This window comes from Leyella lascolaii, assembly GCF_900079775.1.
Classification (GTDB): domain Bacteria; phylum Bacteroidota; class Bacteroidia; order Bacteroidales; family Bacteroidaceae; genus Prevotella; species Prevotella lascolaii.
In genome coordinates, this window is sequence record NZ_LT556036.1 from 215788 (window position 1) to 239394 (window position 23607).

Consider the following 23607-nt stretch of genomic DNA (forward strand, 5'->3'; position numbering starts at 1 on the left):
GTCCGGATGGAGATTTTTTTCATTGTGACAGTAATGTCTTGTCCGGATTCTGATTGCTTTCCGCTTTTTCCGGGGATGTGTCGGGGTGCAAAGGAAAACCATGTGAAACAGGATGACGGCAGATGTACGTAAGGAGGGCGGGGATGTGACAGACACATGCCCATATCTGTATATCGGTCTGATTCAGAATAGGTGATTATAGGGCATTTACCGGCATAAAAATCCATTGATTGCAAAAAAAATATTAACTTTGCACACGTATTAAACTAAAAAACAGAAAAGTATGAAAGCATTTGTATTTCCTGGTCAGGGCTCTCAGTTTGTAGGTATGGGAAAAGACCTGTATGATAACAACGAAAAGGCAAAAGAATTGTTTGAGAAAGCAAACGAGATTCTCGGATTCAGAATAACTGATATTATGTTTTCTGGTACGGATGCCGAGCTGACACAGACAAAGGTGACTCAGCCTGCAGTGTTCCTTCACAGCGTTATAAGTGCATTGTGCTTAGGTGAAGAGTTCGCTCCGTCAATGGTTGCAGGTCATTCACTTGGCGAATTCTCTGCTCTTGTGGCAGCAGGCGCGCTGAGCTTTGAGGATGGATTGAAGCTTGTCTACGCGCGTGCGACGGCAATGCAGAAGGCATGTGAGGCTGCTCCCGGAACCATGGCTGCCGTTATAGGCTTGCCTGACGAAAAGATAGAGGAAGTTTGCAAGGAATGCAGCACTCCCGGGAACATTGTCGTACCAGCCAACTACAATTGTCCGGGACAGCTGGTTATAAGCGGTAACGTAGATGCCATAAACCAGGCTTGTGAGAAGCTGAAGGCTGCCGGTGCAAAGCGCGCATTGCCTTTAAAGGTCGGAGGCGCATTCCACTCTCCGCTTATGCAGCCTGCCAAGGAGGAATTGCAGAAAGCCATAGAGGCTACTGAATTCTCTGCGCCGAAATGTCCTGTATATCAGAACGTGGACGGGAAACCGCATACCGATGCCTCAGAAATAAAGGCTAACCTTATAGCACAGCTTACAAGCAGTGTAAGATGGACTTCTTCTGTACAGAATATGATAGCTGACGGGGCTGATGATTTCACGGAGTGCGGTCCAGGCAAGGCTCTTCAGGGTATGATTGGGCGCATAGACAAAAACGTCGCAGCACACGGATTAATCTGAAATGAATAAGAAGATAATAATATATCAGATTTTCACACGACTTTTCGGCAACCGTAACACTACGTGCAAACGTAATGGTACGGTTGCCGAAAATGGTTGTGGGAAGATGAGTTTTTTCAGTGATAAAGTTCTGAGGCAGATAAAGGCGAAGGGCGTAACGCACATCTGGTATACGGGAGTAATACGTCATGCCTCGGCAACCGACTATTCCTCATTCGGAATACCGGTACAGCATCCTGCCATAGTTAAGGGTAAGGCAGGCTCGCCTTATGCCATAACAGACTATTACGATGTGGATCCTGATCTCGCGGATAAGGTTCCGGAAAGAATGAAAGAGTTTGAGGCTCTTGTCAAGCGTACTCACAGATATGGGTTGGGGGTTATAATGGATTTCGTGCCTAACCATGTGGCACGCCAGTATCGCTCCGTTTCAAAGCCTGATAACGTCAGGGATTTGGGTGAGGACGACGACAAGGCAATGGGGTTCAGTGCGGACAATAATTTTTATTACTGCGTAGATACACCGTTAGAACCACAGTTTGATGTCTCTAATGGAGGCGACAGATATGTGGAATGTCCTGCGAAGGCTACGGGTAACGACCGTTTTGACAATCATCCCGGTATCAATGACTGGTATGAGACCGTAAAACTGAATTATGGAATAGATTATTGTGATGCTGGAGGACGCTCTTTCCATTTTGACCCGATACCCGATACGTGGCACAAAATGACGGATATACTTATGTATTGGGCGTCGAAAGGCATAGACGGATTCCGCTGTGACATGGCTGAAATGGTGCCTGCCGAATTCTGGAAATGGGCTATCAGTAAACTGAAGGAAGCATATCCTGGAATTATTTTCATTGCCGAGGTTTACAATCCGTCAGAATACCGCAATTACATATTCTCTGGTTTTGACTATCTTTACGACAAAGTGGGTATGTACGACACTGTACGTGCCGTCATGCGGGGTGAGGCTCAGACAACTGCAATAAGCCATGCCTGGCAATGCGTTGACGACATAAACGGGCATATGCTGTACTTCCTGGAGAATCATGACGAGCAGCGCATTGCGAGTGATTTCTTTGCAGGAGATGCGAGAAAGGGCGTGCCGGCAGTGGCAGTCAATGCTCTCATGCAACGTAATCCGTTCATGCTTTATGCCGGTCAGGAATACGGAGAGCGCGGTATGGACAACGAAGGTTTCAGCGGTTGTGACGGACGTACCACGATATTTGATTATTGGACGGTGAGCACGCTTTATAAGGGCTATCAGCATCCGGAGGAACTCACAGACGAAGAGCGCAGATTGAATGATGAGTATACAAAGATATTGAATATCGCATCGCATGAGAAATCTGTAAGTATGGGTGAGTTCTTCGATCTTATGTATGTCAACCGGAACCTGACGCGACAATATGCGTTCATACGCAAGTACAAGAACGAGGTTCTGTTCATTGTTTCGAATTTCTCTGATGAGGATGCCAGCGTGTGTGTAAGCGTACCGGAGCATGCTTTCGGGTTTCTCGGCATCCCTGAGAAAACGTTTCATGCAACAGAGATGCTTACAGAAAGAGAACGCGTTCTTGATTTTTCAGCTAATCGCAATATTACGGACGATATACGTGCGTATGGCGTAAACATCTATAAATTTGTAATCTGATGGAAACTGACTCTGATTTTATATTGAATGAGCATAACAAGGATGAGTTCGCACCCGCGCATACAGCAGAGCATCTGTTGAACCAGACCATGATAAGAATGTTCGGATGCAAACGGTCTACAAATGCTCATGTGGAACGTAAGAAGAGCAAAATAACATATATATTGGAGCGAAAGCCTTCAAGGAAAGATGAGAAGGAGATAGAAAGACGTATGAATGAGCTTATAGGGGAAGACTTGCCTGTGAGATACAAGTACGTCACACGGCAGGACATTCCGGACGATGTGGAGCTGACAAATCTTCCTGATAATACTTCCGAAACAATACGTCTGGTTTATATAGGTGATTATGACGTTTGTCCGTGTATAGGCAAACATGTGCGCTCAACTGCTCAGATAGGACGTTTTGAACTTCTCGGCACAAATTGGGACGAACAGACACACGGTTTCAGAATACGGTATAAGGTCGTTCAATAGTCTGCATGCCCAGAATCGGAGGAACGATGCCGGTGATGATATGATGCTAAGTTAGTTATAAGCCTTATCTTATATACGATGCCGGATGGGCTATGTTGTGGCATGATATTTGCATGAATATAACAGCAAATTTAAAAACAGAACATTAAAAATAAATGATATGAAAAATGTACTTATCATTAGCGGTCACACCGACCTCTCGGCTTCAGTGGCAAACAAGACAATTCTTGACACCGTACACAAGGAATTGCCGGAGGCGGAGATTGTGAGGCTTGACAGTCTTTATCCTGATTACAAGATAAATGTGGAGGCTGAACAGCAGAGGCTGGTTAAGGCTGATATAATCGTACTTGAATTTCCCGTATTCTGGTACTCGGCTCCGTCAATTCTGGAACGTTGGATGGAGGAGACCTTCAAACACGGATTCTCACATGGCAGTAACGGAAATAAATTGAAAGGTAAAAAACTTGTTCTTTCGTTTACGACAGGCGCACCGGCATCAATGTACAGCCATGATGGGGCGATGGGGTATACAATAGATGATTTCCTTCCATGCTTCAAGGCGACATGCAATCTTTGTCAGATGGAGTTTGCCGGATATGTTTATACCGGAGGCGTAAGCTATGCCAACCGAACAACTCCGGAACTTATAGAACAGCAAAACAAAGTGTCGGTGGAGCATGCCAAGCGTCTTATAGAACTGATTAAGTCTCTTTGACTATTGTAACAGGAATGTTACAGACTCGCACAGAATCATATAAAGTGCCGTTCTTCAACACGTGGACGGCACTTATCTTTATCTGCCAACTTTTATTATAATCAATACTTCGGTAAAAATTTACCGCGCTAAAAGTTAAACATTTGAAGCCGGCTATCCGGTTTCACTATATAAAAGTTCATTGAAATACTGTCAATAACTATCGCTTGAGCAAGCTGTAAAAGGTCTAGAAAAGACTCTGAAAAATTGTCTAAAATATTGATAATTAGGCAATAAAAGTATTGCATAAGTCGCTGATTATTAGTAACTTAGAGTATTCCACCACTTTAAGTTATGACATCCTCAAACCTACTTATGCAATACCAATCCGAGTGCTTCGAGGCCCTCAAATCAGTATCAAAGGTAAGCAAACCTTTTGAGAAAGTGCTTATGGATACGCTAAAACTCTTCATGGCAATTCCTGGCAAGGTCAATTTCCTTCAGATGGGTCGGTATGGTGAGTTCTCCGAACAGACCTACCGTAACAACTTCGAGAACGAGGCTTTCGACTGGTTTGCCTTTAACGAGTATCTCGTCAGAAAGGTTCTCAATGGAAAGTTTCTGGCCATCGCCGTCGATCCTAGTTTTCTTCCCAAGTCCGGAAAGAAGACGCCTTGGATAGGACGTTTCTGGTCCGGAGTTGCTGGCGAGATGAAGCGCGGTCAGGAGATCTTCGGAGTCGGTGTCATTGACGTGGAAAACCACGATTGTATGACGCTGAGTGCTCCACAAACTCCCGACGCCAAGTCTCTTGAGGAGATGGACTACAACCTTGTCGAATGGTACTGTCAGAACCTGATTATCCTAAAGGAAAAACTCCAGAAGATATCACGCCTGGTAGTTGCCGACGCATTCTTCTCAAAAGAGACGTTCGTCAACCCTCTGCTCAAGGAAGGCTTCCACGTGATAAGCAGGTTCCGCAACGATGCGGTTCTGTTCTATCCGACCCTTCAGAAGCCAACCGGAAAGAGAGGTCATCCGAAGTGGTATGATGGAAAGGTTGACTTTGCTAATCTTGATCTCTCCAGATGTGAGGAGATTGAAGTTGACAAAGGCCGTCTAATCGGTCTGAAGGCTTATTCCAAGTCACTTAAACGCTCCATCAAGGTTGTCGTATGGTATCCTGATGAAGAGGATACGACAAAGTGGCAAATTTACTTCAGCACTGATGACTCAATGAGTACCAAGGATGTAATTGACTGCTATAGAACTCGTTTCCAGCTGGAGTTCTGTTTCAGAGATGCGAAGCACTATGCCGGTCTTAACGACTGCCAGTCAACCGACCTCAGAAAACTCGAGTTCCATAGGAACGCATCATTCGCTAGCATCAATATCGCCAAGGTCGCCTGCAAGGAACTGGGAATACCGTTCTCAATATCATCCTGCAAGTCGATCATCCATAACGCTTATATGCTCAATCGATTTATTTGCGTGTTCGGTCTGCAACCGGACTCACAAGTTATTGACAAACTTTTCAAAGAACTGGTTTTATTTACTGCCAGGGCCGCTTAGGGCCTGGAAAATTTAACGAACTATTGNTAGGAACGCATCATTCGCTAGCATCAATATCGCCAAGGTCGCCTGCAAGGAACTGGGAATACCGTTCTCAATATCATCCTGCAAGTCGATCATCCATAACGCTTATATGCTCAATCGATTTATTTGCGTGTTCGGTCTGCAACCGGACTCACAAGTTATTGACAAACTTTTCAAAGAACTGGTTTTATTTACTGCCAGGGCCGCTTAGGGCCTGGAAAATTTAACGAACTATTGATTATAATCGGAATGGTTTTATATTCATGAAGCATTGTATGCTGTTTGTGTCCCATGAGGCGCATCTGTCTACATTAATGTGAGAGGAAACTCGTAAATATTGCATTATTACTGAAGTTGTTGATTTGTCTGGGGAAAGATGAGTTAAGCCAAAAGTAAGCTTGCCTTGAAATCCTGATAGCAACCTCCGCTCTTCTTATATAAATCATACAGCATATGCAATAATAACACGGCTGTATGTAAACCTTTATACAAACGCTCGTTTTCCTTGTCAAAACGAGAACAAAATTTCTGTATGTCTATTTTTTTATTTTCCTTTGCAGGCAAACAAATATTTAAGAGTGTGGAGGAAAATCGCAGAAATACAGTTCTCACGATAACCGGTTCTGACAGTACAAGCGGAGCCGGTGTGCAGGCAGATATACAGACTATATCGGCTTTGGGAGGGTATGCCGTTTCCGTAATTACTTCCATAACAGTGCAGAACACAATCGGCATACAGGATTTCTATAACATTCCTCCTGAAGTGATTTCCGGACAGATAGAGGCAATTGTCAATGATGTTCAGCCGCAGGCGGTAAAGATTGGAATGATACGCAGTGCAGCCGCAGTGCAGAGTATAACGTGGTCGTTGAGAAAGTACAGACCACGGTATGTTATCTATGATCCGGTCATTATCTCAAGTTGCGGTGATGTACTGATGTCAGACGATACGGTTGATTGTATTAAAGAGAACCTGTTGCCATTATGCACACTTGTTACGATAAAGAAGAAAAGTGCCGAATATATAACAGGAAGGAAGCTTTCCTCGGCTTCGGATATGTTTGACGCCGCATGTGACATATTGAATTATGGTTGCCAGGCAGTGTTGCTTCAGCAGGGAACGTCAATGGCGGAGTACTCCATGGATATTCTTGTCAGGCGAGGGGAAGATTCTTGCAAATATGTGTCAACTCCGGATATGTACAATTCGTATGAGCGCCATGGAATGAGCAGTAATCTTTCGTCTGCAATTGCAACTTTCTATAGCAAAGGTAATGATTTGTATGACGCCGTGACAAAGGCATATAATTATGTGAATCAGTCTTTCCTGTCGCATACGGATTTGATAGGACGGGCGAGCGAGCTTTATAATGAGTTTGTGAATGAAGTGGCGGAACATTTCAAGTCAAACAGGGATGTGCGCTTTTATGCGGACAGTCTGAACGTGAGCAGCCGTTATCTGGCTCAGGTCACTAAGCGCATAGCAGGCAAAGCACCGAAGACCATCATAGATGATTATCTGTGTCATGAAGCGGAACTGTTGTTGTCGTCATCCGACAAAACTGTGCAGGAGATAGCATACGGGTTCAGTTTCAGCTCGCAGGCTCATTTTTCAAAATTCTTCAGAAAGATGACCGGAACTGCCCCAAGTGAATATAGAAGAACCAAACAGAATAAAACAAGTTATGAATAACGAAAGACAAAGTTTGAACAGAAATCTCGCTCAAATGTTGAAGGGTGGGGTGATAATGGATGTTACAACACCGGAACAGGCGAGAATCGCAGAGGAAGCGGGTGCTTGTGCGGTAATGGCACTTGAGCGTATTCCCGCAGACATACGCGCTGCAGGTGGAGTTTCACGTATGAGTGACCCTAAACTCATCAAGCAAATACAGAATGCCGTATCCATTCCTGTTATGGCAAAGTGTCGTATAGGACATTTTGCAGAGGCACAGATACTGCAGGCTCTGGAGATTGACTATATAGATGAAAGCGAGGTTCTGTCGCCGGCGGATGATTTATATCATATAGATAAAAACAAGTTTGATGTTCCGTTTGTGTGTGGAGCGAAAAATTTAGGCGAGGCTTTGCGTCGTATTTCTGAAGGAGCAACGATGATAAGGACAAAGGGAGAACCCGGAACGGGTGATGTGGTGCAGGCTGTAAGACATATGAGACTTATTCAGAAGGAAATACGCACACTTGTATCTATGCGTGATGACGAATTGTTTGAGTCTGCCAAACAGCTTCAGGTGGCTTACGAACTTGTGCGTTATGTCCATGATAATGGTAAGTTACCTGTGGTTAATTTTGCTGCAGGAGGTATCGCCACACCTGCAGACGCATCGCTGATGATGCAGTTGGGAGCGGAAGGAGTGTTTGTCGGCTCCGGTATCTTCAAGAGTGGAAATCCTTCAAAGCGCGCTTCTGCAATAGTAAAGGCAGTTACCAATTATGATAATCCGGAAATACTCGCAGAGCTTTCCGAAGATTTGGGCGAGGCGATGGTCGGTATAAACGAGGATGAGATAAACTTGCTGATGGCGGAGCGCGAAAAGTGATTAATATGAGAATAGCGGTATTGGCACTTCAGGGAGCATTCATCGAGCACGAGCGTATGATGCGTAGATTTGGATGTGACGTGTTTGAAATAAGAAAATTATCTGATTGGAATCAGCCCAAAGACGGACTTATCATTCCCGGGGGAGAAAGTACGGTCCAGGCAAAATTGCTTAATGAACTTGGATTGTCTGTTCCTATAAGGAACGCCATAATCTCAGGTTTGCCTGTTATGGGAACATGTGCCGGACTCATATTGCTTGCAGAACAAGTGGAAAACGGCAATTCATCAATGGGACTTTCCACCATGTCGATAGAAGTCTGCCGCAACGCATATGGCAGACAACTTGGAAGTTTCTACGTAAAAAGTAGTATGAAAGATGTGGGAGAGGATTTTCCAATGGTATTCATCCGTGCTCCGTACATAAAGAGAGTATATGGAAACGCGCGCGTCATGGCAGAGCGCGACGGTCGGATTGTCGCGGCAAGACAGGAGAACCAGCTTGTCACGTCTTTTCATCCTGAGTTAACTGAAGACAATCGTGTGCATCGTTACTTTCTTGATATGGTGAGAGAATATGGAGAATAAGAATATCATGATATAAATTGCTTCGTCTATAATAAAGCAAATGACCGTCTCTGTTTATTTTATTAAAGCAGAGGCGGCCGTTCGTTTTTTGTTTCAGAATGGTCATTCTTACTTAGTCTCTATCTCCTCCTTCATGTCTATGTACTGTTTTTTGTTGTCATAGAACTCGTATTGGAGGAATGAAAGCTTTTGTGATGGTATCACATGTACACCAAGTCCGTATTTCAATTGCCATTTACGTTTCATGGAGAATACTCCTTGGTTTATGTATGCAGCAACGTAAGGATGTACATGCAGATAGAATGTTTTCACCCCAATCTTGTTTACAAGGCTGTCAATTTTGCTTTCAAGCTGGTCGGTGAATAAAATACTTGATTTTATTTTTCCCTTTCCAAAGCATGTGGGACAGGTCTCCTCTACGTTTACATCCATTGCAGGACGCACTCTCTGGCGTGTTATCTGCATCAGACCGAATTTGCTTAGAGGCAGAATGTTGTGTTTCGCCCTGTCCTTCTGCATGTTCTTGCACATGCGCTCATACAGTAGTTGTCTGTCTTCTGCGAGGTTCATGTCTATGAAGTCGACAACGATTATTCCACCCATATCCCTCAGTCTAAGCTGTCTTGCCAGTTCGTCCGCCGCACCGAGATTGACGTCTAAAGCGTTTGCCTCCTGACCATTGTCAGAATGTGAGCGATTGCCGCTGTTCACATCCACAACATGCAAAGCTTCAGTATGCTCTATAATGAGATATGCTCCATGTTTATAGTTGACGGTCTTGCCAAAGCTTGACTTTATCTGTTTTGTGATATTGAAGTTGTCAAAAATAGGTACATTGCCTGTATACAGCTTTACTATTTTTGCTTTCTCGGGTGCTATGAGTGAAACATAATCCTTTACTTCGTGGAATACCGCCTCATCATTTACGTAAATATTCTCGTATGTAGGATTGAATAAATCACGTAGAAGAGCAACGGCTCTGCCTGTTTCTTCAAATACAAGTTGGGGACGTTTCTGCGTCTTCTGTATTTTAATGATGGCGTCTTCCCATCTTTTAGTCAGGATTTTCAGTTCCGCATCCAGTTCTGCTACACGCTTTCCTTCAGCAACTGTCCGTACTATCACGCCACAGTTTTTGGGTTTTATGCTGTTGATGAGTTGTTTGAGACGCGCTCGTTCTTCTCCGCTTTTTATTTTTGCTGAGACAGACACTTTGTCGCCAAATGGTATAAGTACAAGAAATCTTCCGGCAAAACTTATTTCTCCAGTCAGGCGCGGTCCTTTGGTTGAAATAGGTTCTTTTACGATTTGAACTAAAACTTCCTGCCCCTTGCGGAGAGTGTTTTGTATGCTTCCGTCCTTTTTCAGGTCCGGAAGTCTTGTTGCCTTACTGAATGGATATAATTTCTTTCTGTCGCTTTGTACCTGTTTGAGATATTTTTCGTATGAGTGAAACTGACTGCCTATATCAAGATAATGGAGAAATGCATCGCGTTCAAAACCAACATCTACAAAGCTGGCATTCAGTCCAGGCATCAGTTTCTTCACTTCCGCGATGTAGATGTTGCCGACAGCGTAAGAGACGGAACGTGGTTCGTTCTGATATTCTACGAGTCGTTTATCCTCGAGTAAAGCTATGGATATTTCTTTCTGCTGGACGTCAATTACAAGTTCGCTTGTCATTTCTTCTTTATACCTAACTTATAAATTGTATTTCGCAAAACAACAAAAATGTAGTATAATACAAAAGGGCGTGTCAAAAATCCTGAGCGGATGCATTGACGCGCCCTCATCTTGAACAAATTAATAAGAGCAATTGTTCTGAAATGTTTTTATTTGCTCTTATGTCTGTTCTTTCTTAATCTTTTTTTACGCTTATGCGTGGCCATCTTGTGTCCCTTTTTCTTCTTTCCGTTTGGCATAGCTTTAATTTTTATTTATTATTTATTGTAATGATGTTACATCAAATGGACTTTATGCGTTTCAACCCTTCATTTTGTCAACAAAGCATTTTGCTGGTTTGAAACTTGGCAGGTCGTGTGCTTCAATAATCATTGTTGTCTTTTTCAATATGTTTCTTGCCGTCTTGGCTGCTCTATGTTTGATAACAAAACTACCGAAGCCGCGCAGATAAACATTTTCCTTTTTTTCGAGAAGACTGTTTTTTATAGTCTCCATCAAGCTTTCAACTACAACAGCTACATCCTTTTTAGGAATACCGGTGCTGGTGGCAATCTTATTGATTATATCTGCTTTTGTCATTTGTGTTTATTTATGTGAATTTTTTTGTTTCTTTCTTTCGAAATGCAAAGATACGAGTTTTTTTGCGTTGAACAAATATATTATTGTTTTTTTTTGGATTAAATCGCATTGTCACAATAATCAACATCTTGTTTTTCAGACATTTATATGTACGTTGCGGACATTGTTCATAATGCGTGATTATTTTCTTGTTAAAAGACAGTCTTTTACTTTCTTTTTCTTAACTTTGCATGTCATTATGTATGATATAAAATAAATCAGATGTTATGAAACAGACAAAAATCGTCGCCTCTATAAGTGACAGGCGTTGCTCTCAGGATTTTATACGTAAGTTGTTTTTTGCCGGAATGAATGTGGTAAGAATGAATACAGCCCATGCCACACCGGACGGAATAAGGGAAATTGTGCGGAATGTGCGTGCCGTATCGTCTCATATAGCTTTGATGATAGATACAAAAGGACCGGAAGTCCGTACTACAGACGTAAAAGATCCTATACATTATAAAACCGGTGATGTCGTGAAGATTTTCGGACGTCCGGCTATGGACACCACGCACGACATTATAAATGTAAGTTATCAGGATTTCACAAGAGATATAAAAGTCGGTGACGACATCTTGTTTGACGACGGTGAAATCGACATGAAGGTCATTGAAAACACGGGACCTATGCTTGTGGCTCAAGTGCAGAATGACGGAGTGCTCGGTGCGCACAAGAGTGTGAACGTGCCGGGAGAACACATAAATCTTCCCGCAATAACAGAACGTGACTTTAACAACATATTGCTTGCTATAGAACTTGATATTGACTTTATCGCTCATTCCTTTGTAAGATCTGCCGATGACGTTCTCGCCATACAGAAAATTCTGGATGAGCACGGAAGTGATATAAAGATAATTTCGAAGATAGAGAACCAGGAGGGTGTTGACAATATAGATGATATTATCGATGTCTCTTATGGTGTCATGATAGCACGTGGCGATCTTGGAATCGAGGTTCCTCTTGAGAGGATTCCCGGAATACAGCGACAGATAATAAATAAATGTGTGGTTAAGAAAAAGCCGGTGATTGTAGCGACTCAGATGCTTCATACGATGATTAACAATCCACGGCCTACACGTGCCGAGGTGACGGACATCGCAAATGCCATATATTCGAATACCGACGCGCTGATGCTTAGCGGAGAAACGGCAAACGGCAAATATCCGTTGGAAGCTGTGAAGACGATGGCGGCAATAGCCGAGCAGGCTGAGCGTGACAGAGCAAACATAGAGGCATTCGAGGTGCCGATGAACGATAAGTGCACTCAACGGGAATTTCTCGCGCACTCAGCCATCGACGCAACCCGCAAACTCGGTGTGGCTGGAATTATTACTGACAGTGAGTCCGGCGAGACAGCACGTCATCTTGCCGCATTCCGTGGTCCGACACCAATCTTGGCAATATGTTATAAGGAAAAAACACAGAGATGGCTTAATCTTAGCTTCGGAGTCACGCCTATATATCAGAAAAAACATAATTCTCCGGAATATATGTTCATCGCCGCACTCAGAATGTTACGCCAGAAAGGTTATATCAATTTGGATGACAAAATAGCATATTTGAGTGGAAGTTTTGGTGAGAATGGCGGTACAACATTCCTTGAGATAAATAAAGTGGAACAAGTGTTCGACAAGTCTTACGAATTCCATTTGCCACAGCATGTGGATATAGAATAGCAAGCAAAGAGGGTGTGTCCAAATGAGCGATACACCCTCTTTAATTATAAACCGTCATATGTCAAATGATTTACATACATTTCTGTATGACATGTAGTTTACAAGTGCCTTACTAAAAGTGGAAAACATGTCTTTATACTAATTATAAAACTCTTTTCGTTTCGTAATCTTCTGATACACCACAATAAATTTTTGATAGGACTTTCATGTCCCACAAAGAACTACGAAAATCAGATTCGCTTAAATCCGAATATGGCATCAGGTTTCGTCCCTCTGTCGCATTTCTGCCCTCATCTTGTTACAAGTCATTTCTTTATATAATGCTCGACAGCTCTGATAATGGCAGGAAATAGTCTCCCGGAGAGCGGTACTAAATACGGATAAAGCATGATGATGCTTCCGTTCAAAGTGTTTTTAGTGTATTGTCATGCTCTACATATGTTGATTCGCAATGAGATTTAGGTTATGAAACTATATGGTCTTACATATGTTTTATGCTGTAATAGCACTAAATTCACCTGTAACCAAATATACATAAACGGTTATTGACAAAGATAATATTATATTCCTCCTGACTGGATGTAACGCGCCAGACTTATATCGTTCCGTTAAGTACACACGGTGTTTTGTCCATACGTGTTATCACGTGGCGATGACAAGAATCGGAAAACATGTGTTCTGATGACCACAATGCCAAAGCATAAGTCAGAATATAAAATGCGGTGACATAATATCCGGTAAGACTTGATGCGGTTATGCAATGAAAATCCTCTGGCATTACGGCTTACCGTGAAGTAAAAAATATTGACAAAAATTTTCAGCAAAGTAGAATTTATCATTTTATTTAAAAGCTGCCTTTCGTTGCATCCGACTGTACCGTTTTATGGATAAAATGATTCTATTGGCGGATTAAAGGCTTTTCACCCGATATTTTTATCTCCTCCTTGTTTTGTAATAGTACGTACTCTCTATCATGTTTTTTGTCTGAAAATCCTGTGTTTTGCTCTTTTTCAGAAACATCGTGTGCTGTTCTCTTTGCTCCGTACGCAAAATGCTGCTTCAGAAAAGGCTTTTTGATGCTCCCATATAGCCTTTATTGCACTCTCAAAAAGCCTTTTCCGTCACACGAAAAAGGCTTTTTTGTAATATACATATTTATTTTTGTAGTCATCAGACATGCAATATGCTGATGTACGATGTATTATGCTGGCGTGTCAGAAATTCGTTTATACGTATCCGGCTGATGTCTGTTCGCTTTTGCACGATTCTCAGCGACTTGACGTTATACGTAAATTCTATTTTGTTCTACTAAAATTACGTGAGTTATATGAATTATGTGTATCTGTAGATTACGTGAGTCCGATGAAATCACAATAAAGCCGGTGTTGTATCAAAATTTCATTTTACCATGTATACATGGGTTAATCACATCAGTATATCGTCTGATTTCAATAACTCGTCAAGTGTCAAACTCTTATGTGAACTCATGTATTTCTCAATCTTATTGACATATTTTGTGTCAAATACTTTTCTTCCAACAGCCTTATTAACCGCCCACATTATTTTTGATGTGTGAATTTCCCGGCTTTTTCTTGAATTGTCTTTAAGTAATTTATATGGATAAAGACTTAAAAGATAAAAACTCATGCAATCAGACACAATATATTCGCGAGACATGTATTTTCTCTGTTCTTGTGTATAAAATTTTCTGTAGAGAGGATAATCGGCTCCAAGATATTTGTCAAGAAATATGCCGATGGAACTGTCAACGACAATGATGCTTTGATTCAATGCTCCAATCTGAGAATAGACATAAGGCATTTTCATGTCAGGAATCAATTTTTTTAGTTTTCTGAACGACTTGGTAAGCTGTTTGTTGACATCATCCATGTCGGCGTATTGCAGTTCTACATCCGAAATGATTCTTTGCAGGATGGAGTCCTGATAATAATTCAAGAACTTGCTGTTTATCTCCGGATCGCTTATTTCTCCAAGTTGCAGAATGTCCTCTATCAGTATGCGTGTTTCTCTTGGATAGTCTGTATTCAATTGCTGTAGTGCGGCAAAATCTCCGGTAGTGAGATAACGCGTTTCTGTCAGATCATATCGCCTTACCTCAATACGCTCATTTGCATTTCTGTCATCATTCTGTTTCAATTTCAGTCCGCATGATACGAACAGAAACAGGATGGTGCATGATATAATATAGTATAGACTTTTCACCGATACAGATATGAAATTGCAATAAATATATGCAAATATACTAAAATTTATTTTACATACCAAATAAATTTCTAAAACAAGTTAAATTTTTAACAGTTTGTTTTATTTTGGTATGCTTTTTCTGAATAAAATGGCAAAAGTTCTTAAATATTTGGCATCATACTATATTTATGTCTGCCTTTAAAATAAAATTGCCACAACAATGATTTACCGTACAGACCTGCTATTTTTTTTACCCTCCGGTTTTTCTGAATGTCATTGCGCGCTTTCTTGAATTCCGGACGCCATTTGTTGAAGTCATGTCTGGCTTTGACAACAGCCTTGAACTCTGCATAGTTACGGTCGGCTATCAGCATCTTGAACGCAGCTACATAATCTAACACAAAGCGCATGAACATGACTTTACATAAGTCAGACCTGTCTGTATTCTTATACAGCATCGTCAGATTGTTCCTGAAATTAAGGTAGGTCTTCATCGGACTGCTCTTTGGCAGTGTACCACCGCCGACATGATATACATGGCTTGAAGGAACGCAATATATTTTACTTCCCGTTATCTGCATACGCCAGCATAAATCTATCTCTTCATTGTGTGCAAAAAAGCGTGGGTCAAAACCTCCTGCGCTCCAGAAGTCTCTGCTTCGGACCAGCATACATGCGCCTGTAGCCCAAAATATCTCGGCAATACTGTCGTATTGACCGTTGTCTTTCTCAACTTTGTCGAAAACACGGCCACGGCAGAACGGATAACCGTATTTATCTATGAATCCGCCGGCTGCTCCCGCATATTCGAACGAGTCACGATTGTACATGGACAATATTTTGGGCTGGCATGCGGAACATTCAGTATGAGAGTCCATGAATGAGACAAGAGGTTGCAGCCAGTTGGAGGTCACTTCCACATCACTGTTTATTAACATATAATATTCAGCCTCAATCTGGCTCAATGCCCTGTTGTAGCCTTCTGCGAAGCCGTAGTTTTTTTCGAGTATAATGGTTTGTACGTTTGGATATGTCGCCCTCAGATATTCGATAGAACCGTCCGACGAATTGTTGTCAGCAACAATGATTCCGGCATAATCCGGCGAACATGTAATGATGGAGGAAAGATATTTTTGCATCATTGCTTTCCCGTTCCAGTTCAATATTACAATAGCGACTTTCATAATATAATTGCTTTCAATGCCGTTTTTTTAATATTGAAGTTATCTAATCTGACATTTGTCAGTTGGTTGTCATACATTTCGTTGCTGTCTGAGGGGGAAAGCTCCACGCGAATATAGTTGCGTGTGAATCCATGCATGGCTTTTCCTTTTGCCGCTTTCTCGAACAATACTTCCGCATTTGTTCCAATATGCCTCTCATAAAACGCTTGTCTTTTAGTCTCACTAAGTTCCAACAGACGCCTGCATCGCTCTTTCTTTTCTTTTTCTGATACAGTGTAAGGAATTCTCAATGCCGATGTTCCCGGACGCTCGCTGTATGGAAATACATGAAGTTGTGTGATATCAAGGCTTTCAAGAAACTCGTAGCACTCCTCAAAATGTTCAGGGTGTTCGCCTCTGCAACCTACCATAACGTCCACTCCAATGAATGCATCCGGAATGAGTTGTCTTATAACCTTAATTTTGTGAGCGAACAGTTTTTTATCGTAGCGTCTGTGCATAAGGCGCAGCACTTCGTCTGAGCCGCTTTGCAGTGGGATATGGAAGTGTGGCATGAAAGCTCTGCTTTTTGAGCAGTATTCAATAAGCTTGTCATCTAAAAGGTCTGGTTCCATGCTACTGATTCTGAATCTTTTAATTCCCTCGATATTGTCGAGAGCTTTGACAAGATCGATGAAACTTTCATTTGTGGACTTTCCGAAATCGCCTATATTGACGCCGGTCAGAACAATCTCTTTGCCTCCAGCTTCAGCAACATTACGGGCTTGCATGACAAGTGAGGCGATATCAGGATTACGTGAGAATCCTCTTGCGTAAGGAATTGTGCAATATGTGCAGAAATAGTCGCATCCGTCCTGCACTTTAAGGAAATAGCGGGTGCGATTGCCTCTCGAACATGAGGGCGTAAATGTTTTTATATCCTTTGTGCTGACAGAAAAATAATTATGCAAGTTAGAGTCTTTAGACTGTGTGTTGACATTCAGACTTTGTTTCTTCGTCCATGCATCATTGAGAAAATCAATTAAAGAAGCTTTTTCATTCGCACCAAGTACTAAGTCCACTCCATCCATCTTACTGATTTTCTCCGGCTGCAGCTGTGCGTAGCATCCGGTTACAACGACGAGTGCGCCTGGGTTGTTCCGCACCATGCGGTTTATCGCCTGCCTGCATTTATGGTCTGCCACATCTGTCACGGAACATGTGTTTATCAGACATATGTCAGCGGCTTCCCCTGTTTCTGCCTGTCTGACCCCCATGTCACTCAACATTTGTGCAAATGTTGATGTTTCAGAAAAATTCAATTTGCAACCAAGAGTATAATATGTCGCTATTTTATCTTGAAAAACAGAACTGTCAATCATTTGTATTAATCATTTGTATTAGTTCGACAAATCGTGTGTATCTGCAAACTATTGGAATTAGCGAGAAACGTTGTGGCTTTATAGTGTTATGATATATAAATAATCACAAACTTCAATCGCTATGTTTTTATCCGAGACAAAGTTAAGCAATTATTCTGTATTATTAGCTTGTTTGAGAAGAATTTAAGCTTGGTGATTGGAAAAACAAATATTGCATTATATACGAGGAATATGAATCTTGTATATTTTCAGTGTCGTGAAAATGCCATCAGTAAATTGTTGTCTCTGTCATTTCATTTTTACGGATTGAGTTGTCTGCTTTATCGTAGTTCTTTTACGCAGACAATGCTCTTACGTGTTTTATATTGAATTATTGGAGTAATATAATCAGTGGGTGTAGAATATCGTCCTCCCTTTTTTCTATCTGATGTTAATTACATCGTTTGCTTATGAGCCAGTTTGCCCTGATATGAGCCCGAAGATATCATTTCTTTTATAAGACGGTTTGTGAACACGTAATTTTTTATATCCCATTTCGGCGCAATCAATAGTTCTTTGGGCGACTGGCTTACAAAGCGTTCTAAGATAAGGTCTTTGTTTAGATGTTGGATATATTCGGATATTAACTGAATGTATTCGTCCACGCTGTACAGATGAAACGGTTTTTCCATGTATTCTCTTGCAAGTCTTGTACCTTTGATTATCTGCATCTGATGTATTTTCAGAATGTCCAGTCCGCATTCTGATATTATAGGTGCCTGTCTGAGGCTTTCCTTTTGGTCTTCACCGGGCAATCCTATTATTATATGCCCTCCGGTGATAATGCCTCTTTCTTTTGTTTGTTTTATTGCCTTTTTGCACGTTTCAAACGTATGCCCTCTGTTTATGCGTCGCAATGTGTCATCATTCGCGCTTTCTACTCCGTATTCAACGATGACGAAGTGGTTTTTGTTCAGACCCGCCAGATAGTCAAGTTTCTCTTCATCCACACAGTCGGGACGCGTTCCGATAACAAGTCCGACAACATCTTCTACGGAAAGTGCCTCCTCATATCTTTGTCTCAGTTCCTCAACGGTTCCGTATGTGTTTGTGAAAGATTGGAAATATGCCAGATATTTCATGTCAGGATATTTGCGTGAGAAAAAAGCCTTTCCCTCTTCAATCTGTTCTCTTATTGGCTTGTTCCTGTTGCAATATGATGGGCTGAAAGTGCGGTTGTCACAGTAGGTGCATCCGTGGACAGACAGTCGTCCGTCTCTGTTGGGACATGTGAATCCTGCGTCAACTGATATTTTCTGAACACGGAACGGAAACATCTTTCTTATCCAATTCCCGAAGTCGTTGTATGGAAGTGTTTTCATTAAATATCTTTTAATACAATGTATAATGCAAAAGTAAGAAAAAAAAACTATCTTTGCATTAGTTTATCTTTTGAAAATACTATAATGAAAAAATTATTGACAATCTGTGTTACATTGTTTATGGCTGTTACGAATATGGCGGCATTGGAGAAAATAACCATTAGTGATATAACTGGCGGTAAGTTTGCAGCCAAGACAATCAGCGGCATTGATCCTATTGACGGTACGGATATGTATGTAAGGATAAGTGACGATAAAAAGCAGATACTGAAGTGTTCTTTTCGCACAGGGAAGACCGAGGAAATCCTTTTTGACGTAAACAACACCATGGGAGAGAAAATAAAAGAATTTGACGGCTATATTATGTCTCCTGACGGAAAGCGTATGCTTATTCAGACTCAGACAGAACGTATATACCGCCGTTCTTTTAAGGCGGTATACTACATATACACAATCAGCAGTCATAAGTTGGAAAAACTTTCTGACGGCGGACCGCAGCAGATTCCGACATGGTCTCCAGACGGTATGCAGGTCGCTTTTGTACGCGACAATAATATACATCTTGTCAAACTTCTGTATGATAATGCTGAGAGCGAAGTTACAAAGGATGGAAAGAAAAATGAAATCATAAACGGAATCCCTGATTGGGTTAATGAGGAGGAATTCGGATTGTCACGCTCATTGGTTTTCAATGCAGACGGTTCTATGATATGTTGGATAAAGTATGATGAGACAAAAGTCAGAAATTATTCTCTTCAGTATTTTAAGGGCAGCAATCCTACATTTGGTGAATATGAGGATTATCCCGGTGATTACACTTACAAATATCCGAAGGCCGGACATGATAATTCCATCGTAAGCGTATGGAGCTATGAGATAAAGACCCACAAAACCCGCAAGCTGCAGGTTCCGGTTTCTGAAGACAGTTACATACCGCGTATAAAGATGACTTCAGACGCTCAGAAAATCATAGTATATACTCTCAACCGCCATCAGGATGAGTTGTGCCTTTATGCGGTGAATCCGAGAAGTACGGTATCGCAGCTTATCATAAAGGAAAATGTTCCGAAATATGTGAAAGAAGAGGCCATCGAGGGAACGATAATCGGTAAGAGCACGATTCTGCTTCCGAGTGATCGCGATGGTTATATGCACATATATATATATGGTATGAACGGACAGCTCGTTCGTAAGGTTGGTGATGGGAATCATGACATTACTGCCATTTATGGATACGATGAGTCTACCGGAGACGTGTATTATCAGTCTGCTGCATTAAATGCGCATGACCGTCAGGTATATGTGGCGCATAAAAATGGAAAAACTGAACGGCTTACGGAACAGGAAGGATGGAATAGTGCTATTTTCTCGGCAGATTTTAAATATTTCATAAATACGTGGAGTGACTATAACACTCCGTATGTATATACTGTGAGAAATAATTCCGGCAAGATACTATCTACTATTCTTGATAACCATGAGTTGAAACAGACCATACAGCAATACGGATTCACGAAAAAGGAGACGTTCTCTTTTACAACCTCGGAAGGGGTGAAACTCGACGGATGGATGGTTAAGCCGGCTGATTTCGATGCCTCGCGTAAATATCCGGTCGTTATGTTCCAGTACAGTGGCCCCGGCAGTCAGCAGGTTGTCAATTCATGGAATGCCGGATCTATGGGGCAGGGTGGTGCGTTCGATTATTATCTTGCCTCAGAGGGATTTGTTGTTGTCTGTGTAGATGGACGAGGTACCGGAGGCCGTGGTTCTGAGTTTGAGAAAAGTGTTTATTTGCGCCTTGGTGATTTAGAGTCCAAAGATCAGGTTGAAACAGCCTTATATCTGTCCACACTGCCTTATGTTGACAAAGATAATATAGGTATATGGGGATGGAGTTATGGAGGATTCAATACTCTGATGAGTATGAGTGAAGGTCGTCATGTGTTCAAGGCAGGAGTGGCTGTAGCGGCTCCTACAAACTGGAAGTATTACGACACGGTTTATACCGAGCGTTATATGCGTACACCAAAAGAGAACGCGGCAGGCTATGCGATAAATCCTATAGAACGTGCCGACAAACTTAATGGAGCACTGCTTCTGTGTCATGGTTTATCTGATGACAATGTTCATCCACAGAATGTATTTGAATACAGTGAGGCTCTTGTGCAGGCAGATAAGGATTTCAAGGAAAATTTCTATGTAAATCGTAATCATAGCATTTACGGTGGAAACACCCGCAATCACCTTATGCGCCAGATATCGCAGTTCTTCATAGATAATCTCAAAAAGTGACGGGTTGTATTATAATTAATGTGATCAACTATATCAGCAACCGCATATTTTATATAAATATTATGAAAACATAAAATATGCGGTTGCAATATAAGCATAATTATAAGCTATCATAATATCTATACCCGTTGGCGGAATTAAATGAAGTAAAGATTATGCTTGAAAAGTTGCGCATATCTCTGATTTTTATTAACTTAGTGTTGCTCAAATCATTAAGTTTAAATCATCGTATGCACAACTTATACACAAAATTCGTCAGAATACTTGAGATATGCAAGCAATTTTCCAATAATCTCGTTAATGACCAAGGAAATATTGTCCGCTGTGGTCCGGTTCCAAAGTTCTCGNCGATATTTTCTCAATTGTCTGACCAGTTTCTAATCATCAGGAACTATGCTAAAATAACGAACGGTTTGTTTGCCAGAATCATTGGCAAAATTAGTGCGCTGACCGTATCACAATACGCCAACTATATTAATAACAAACCTATTGGCAGAATTAAGTACGCACTAAATTAATTCCGCCAACGGGTTATCTATTATTTCATATAAACAGGTAGTGTTTGCCATAGCCGGAATGAGTAACCAACTGTTTGTTTCTACTTACATGCTTCAGTAGCCAGATAGAACAAGTTTGGAAAAATTCTTATTATGTCAATTAAAGGAGTAAATCATTCACATATAAGATGGACTGAAAAGGAAGTATTAAAACATTAATTCCATTTTCAGTCCATTTTACAATTACAGTTTCCAGCCGGAAATGCTTTCTTGAATATTCCATAAATGAGCGTACAGCCCTTCATTTCGGACAAGGTCATCATGTGTGCCTTCTTCCTTTATCCGTCCGTTGTCCAAGACAATAATCTGGTCGGCATCCTTGATAGTTTTAAGCCTGTGGGCAATGGCGATAACGGTACGTCCCTTGATTAACGAATCGATTGCTTTTTGCACTTCTACTTCATTTTCGGGGTCAAGTGAGGCGGTTGCTTCGTCAAGCAGAATGATTGGCGCATCTTTTAGAATAGCACGGGCTATGGATACGCGTTGCTTTTCTCCGCCCGAAAGGGTACACCCCCCTTCGCCTACCAAGGTGTCATATCCTTTGGGCAACCGCATGATGAAGTCATGGCAACAGGCTTTTTTAGCTGCGGCTATAATTTCTTCTTCCGTCGCGTCAGTTTTACCAAAGCGGATATTATTGCGTATGGTGTCCTGAAACAGATAAACATCCTGAAATACCATAGAGATGTGGCTCATCAGACTTTCTGGATTTATCTCATTCATCGGAACACCATTGAAAAAGATACATCCTTTCTGTGGGTCGTAGAAACGGGCGCAAAGCTTCATCACCGTACTTTTCCCGCTTCCCGAAGGTCCGACAAGAGCCGTCAAGGAGTTTTTCGGGAGCGTAATGTTTATATCATGCAACACTTCCTTGTCTTGATAGGCAAACGATACGTGTTCAAACCGGATGTCGCCCGCTGCCGGGGATTGCTGTTCTCCTTTCATCTCCGGCTCGTTCATCAAGGAAAGGATGCGTCCACCGGCAATGGAAAAATAGCGGAACTCGGTAAAGTTTGTCAGTGCGGAAGTCAGCGGGTCGAACACACGAGAACCGACTACAAGGAATAGCACGAATACAAGGATTGAAAGTTGCCCTCCCAACAGAAGGTAAGTTCCACATAGCACCATCATTGTCAGCCCGGCACGTACTAAAGTGATGCTCAACAAGACGAATGGGCCTAACAAGGCCTCCTGACGGATGCAAGCACGGCGAAGTTCCTCAAAAGCATCGCGCAACCTGACAAAGCGGTCACCTATCAGATTGTACGCTTTCATTACACGAATACCCTGTAAGTATTCTTCCAACCGATTTCCAGCATTTATTTTTGCTTGAATTTGCCTGCCGCTTAACTTCCGCTGTGCCTTTTTGCTTGCCCACAGAACGAGCAAGGCAAGCGGCAAGGCGGCAAACATACTGACCGCCATCCTCCAATCTATCCATACAAGCGAAGCAAAAGCCAGTACGGGCATGACTATGGCACCCATAAGTTGGGGCAGGTGATGCGAAATTCCGGTTTCTGCCATCATGAAGTCCGTAACAAGCATAGACGACAAATCACCCGGATCACGTTTCGACAAAAAGCCCAACGATAGTTTCCGCAAGTGCTCCGCCAGCGACAAACGCCCGGAAGCACTCATTTCGTATGCTCCTCTAAAATTGGCTCGGTAGGATGCCCGTTCTGCCAAAGCCATGACCAGCATATAAACAGCCATAATGCCGAATATCCACCACAGGCGGGTCGTGTCAAGCGGCTGTCCGCTCCCGTCAAATGCACTGAAAATGATACGTATCGCTTCTATAGAAAGACAAAACGGTACTATATTCACTAAGTTGGCAAGCATGGTGTAACCCACCGGCTTGTAAAGTCTTTCCGTGTGACCTATTGTAATATTCTTTATTGCATTCATGT

The 23607-nt window shown here is 42.0% G+C and carries 15 protein-coding genes and 3 pseudogenes; 11 read left to right on the forward strand and 7 right to left on the reverse strand.

The annotated features are described in order from the left end of the window. Positions 1-283 precede the first annotated feature (283 nt). The 8 genes and pseudogenes from fabD (at position 284) to pdxT (ending at position 8751) form a co-directional block, all read left to right on the forward strand. Positions 284-1171, forward strand: a complete 888-nt coding sequence (gene fabD / locus BN4609_RS04055) for an ACP S-malonyltransferase (protein ID WP_021994517.1) — start codon at positions 284-286, stop codon at positions 1169-1171. A gap of 1 nt (position 1172) precedes the next feature. After that, positions 1173-3310: pseudogene (locus BN4609_RS04060) on the forward strand (alpha-amylase family glycosyl hydrolase). Positions 3311-3470: 160 nt separating this feature from the next. Next, positions 3471-4028, forward strand: coding sequence for an NAD(P)H-dependent oxidoreductase (locus BN4609_RS04070; RefSeq protein ID WP_068855387.1), 558 nt, complete (start codon positions 3471-3473; stop codon positions 4026-4028). Positions 4029-4361: 333 nt separating this feature from the next. After that, entirely contained in the window at positions 4362-5579 is a 1218-nt protein-coding gene (locus BN4609_RS04075; protein WP_008778838.1) for a transposase, read from the forward strand. Positions 5580-5610: 31 nt separating this feature from the next. Next, positions 5611-5814: pseudogene (locus BN4609_RS17105) on the forward strand (transposase); the annotation flags it as partial. 321 nt (positions 5815-6135) lie between these two features. Then, positions 6136-7296 carry a bifunctional hydroxymethylpyrimidine kinase/phosphomethylpyrimidine kinase gene (gene thiD, locus BN4609_RS04080; protein ID WP_084791351.1) on the forward strand — a complete coding sequence of 387 codons (1161 nt, stop codon included), beginning with the start codon at positions 6136-6138 and terminating at the stop codon, positions 7294-7296. Continuing rightward, the gene (gene pdxS, locus BN4609_RS04085; protein WP_068855389.1) at positions 7289-8164 is read left to right on the forward strand and encodes a pyridoxal 5'-phosphate synthase lyase subunit PdxS; all 876 of its coding nucleotides are present in this window, start codon (positions 7289-7291) and stop codon (positions 8162-8164) included. The genes thiD and pdxS overlap by 8 nt, the downstream gene beginning before the upstream one ends. A gap of 5 nt (positions 8165-8169) precedes the next feature. Then, a complete protein-coding gene (gene pdxT, locus BN4609_RS04090; RefSeq protein ID WP_068855390.1) occupies positions 8170-8751 on the forward strand; it encodes a pyridoxal 5'-phosphate synthase glutaminase subunit PdxT in 582 nt (193 codons plus the stop codon). 108 nt (positions 8752-8859) lie between these two features. Here pdxT and BN4609_RS04095 read toward each other — a convergent pair whose 3' ends face one another. Together BN4609_RS04095 and BN4609_RS04100 are read right to left on the reverse strand one after the other, a co-directional pair. Next, positions 8860-10434 carry an Rne/Rng family ribonuclease gene (locus BN4609_RS04095; protein WP_021994524.1) on the reverse strand — a complete coding sequence of 525 codons (1575 nt, stop codon included), beginning with the start codon at positions 10432-10434 and terminating at the stop codon, positions 8860-8862. 300 nt (positions 10435-10734) lie between these two features. Next, positions 10735-11013, reverse strand: a complete 279-nt coding sequence (locus BN4609_RS04100; RefSeq protein ID WP_068855391.1) for an HU family DNA-binding protein — start codon at positions 11011-11013, stop codon at positions 10735-10737. Positions 11014-11279: 266 nt separating this feature from the next. On the opposite strand from BN4609_RS04100, the gene pyk reads away from it, so the two are divergent. After that, complete coding sequence (gene pyk / locus BN4609_RS04105; RefSeq protein WP_068855392.1) at positions 11280-12731, forward strand: pyruvate kinase; 1452 nt, start codon at positions 11280-11282, stop codon at positions 12729-12731. A 1425-nt stretch (positions 12732-14156) separates the two neighbouring features. On the opposite strand, the gene BN4609_RS04110 is transcribed toward pyk, so the two are convergent. The 4 genes from BN4609_RS04110 to mnmL all read right to left on the reverse strand — a co-directional run bounded on the left by BN4609_RS04110 (position 14157) and on the right by mnmL (position 18842). Further along, positions 14157-14954, reverse strand: coding sequence for a gliding motility protein GldB-related protein (locus tag BN4609_RS04110; RefSeq protein WP_084791375.1), 798 nt, complete (start codon positions 14952-14954; stop codon positions 14157-14159). A 143-nt stretch (positions 14955-15097) separates the two neighbouring features. Beyond that, positions 15098-16120, reverse strand: a complete 1023-nt coding sequence (locus BN4609_RS04115) for a glycosyltransferase family 2 protein (protein WP_068855393.1) — start codon at positions 16118-16120, stop codon at positions 15098-15100. Next, positions 16117-17481 carry a tRNA (N(6)-L-threonylcarbamoyladenosine(37)-C(2))-methylthiotransferase MtaB gene (gene mtaB / locus BN4609_RS04120; RefSeq protein WP_068855394.1) on the reverse strand — a complete coding sequence of 455 codons (1365 nt, stop codon included), beginning with the start codon at positions 17479-17481 and terminating at the stop codon, positions 16117-16119. The genes BN4609_RS04115 and mtaB overlap by 4 nt, the downstream gene beginning before the upstream one ends. A 434-nt stretch (positions 17482-17915) precedes the next feature. Beyond that, positions 17916-18842 carry a tRNA modification radical SAM protein MnmL/YtqA gene (gene mnmL / locus BN4609_RS04125; protein ID WP_106390508.1) on the reverse strand — a complete coding sequence of 309 codons (927 nt, stop codon included), beginning with the start codon at positions 18840-18842 and terminating at the stop codon, positions 17916-17918. Between the two features lie 84 nt (positions 18843-18926). Between mnmL and BN4609_RS04130 the strand changes: the two genes are divergently transcribed. Both BN4609_RS04130 and BN4609_RS16885 read left to right on the forward strand, forming a co-directional pair. After that, the gene (locus BN4609_RS04130; protein ID WP_068855396.1) at positions 18927-21134 is read left to right on the forward strand and encodes a S9 family peptidase; all 2208 of its coding nucleotides are present in this window, start codon (positions 18927-18929) and stop codon (positions 21132-21134) included. A 350-nt stretch (positions 21135-21484) separates the two neighbouring features. Then, a pseudogene (locus tag BN4609_RS16885) lies at positions 21485-21652 on the forward strand (IS982 family transposase); the annotation flags it as partial. A gap of 222 nt (positions 21653-21874) precedes the next feature. Here the strand turns inward: BN4609_RS16885 and BN4609_RS04140 are convergent. Further along, positions 21875-23605, reverse strand: coding sequence for an ABC transporter ATP-binding protein (locus tag BN4609_RS04140; RefSeq protein ID WP_068855397.1), 1731 nt, complete (start codon positions 23603-23605; stop codon positions 21875-21877). Positions 23606-23607 lie beyond the last annotated feature (2 nt).